The sequence below is a fragment of the Bartonella sp. AC158YNML genome, assembly GCF_042196725.1.
Lineage (GTDB): Bacteria > Pseudomonadota > Alphaproteobacteria > Rhizobiales > Rhizobiaceae > Bartonella.
The window spans coordinates 1-547 of sequence record NZ_JBHIQU010000107.1 but is presented as its reverse complement, the minus strand read 5'-3'; the positions used below and the strand labels follow the sequence as shown (position 1 = coordinate 547).

1 protein-coding gene is annotated in these 547 nt (G+C 42.0%); it reads left to right on the top strand.

What is annotated here, in order from left to right; translation table 11 throughout:
* On the top strand, positions 1-547 hold a 547-nt coding region (locus tag ACFIM1_RS09510), incomplete at both ends, for a hypothetical protein (protein WP_375694713.1).

Sequence of the window (547 nt, the reverse complement as noted above, 5' to 3'; positions counted from 1 at the left end):
TAGGGGGCTTTATTGAAAAGGAAGCTAATCTATCCCATGATGGCAATTGCTGGGTTTATGATAATGCTTGTGTGTATGGCTATGCCCGTGTTTATGACAATGCAAAAATACGGCATTTTTCTCAAGTTTGTGGTCAAGTCTATGGGAATTGTGAAATCTATGGCAAGGCTTTCATCTCTCAATACGCAAAAATTTATGACCATGCTTGTGTCTATGGCAATGCTCATGTTTATGGGTATGCTCATGTGAGTGGTGCTGCCCGCGTTCTTGCTGATGCTCATATTTATGATTATGCTCATGTTTCTTATGATGCTACGGTTTTTAGTCATGCAATGGTCTATGGTCGTGCCATTGTTGCTGGCTCTGCCCGTATTCATAGCTATGCCAAGGTTTATAATTATGCCTTTATTAATGGTCGTGCAAAAATACATGGCAAGGTCTATGGCGGTGCTTTGGTGGGCGGTTGTGCTGAAATTTATGGCTCTGTTTTTGGCAATGCCAAGGTTTTATTCTATACTAAGGTCTGGGGTCGCGCTTATGGCAATGC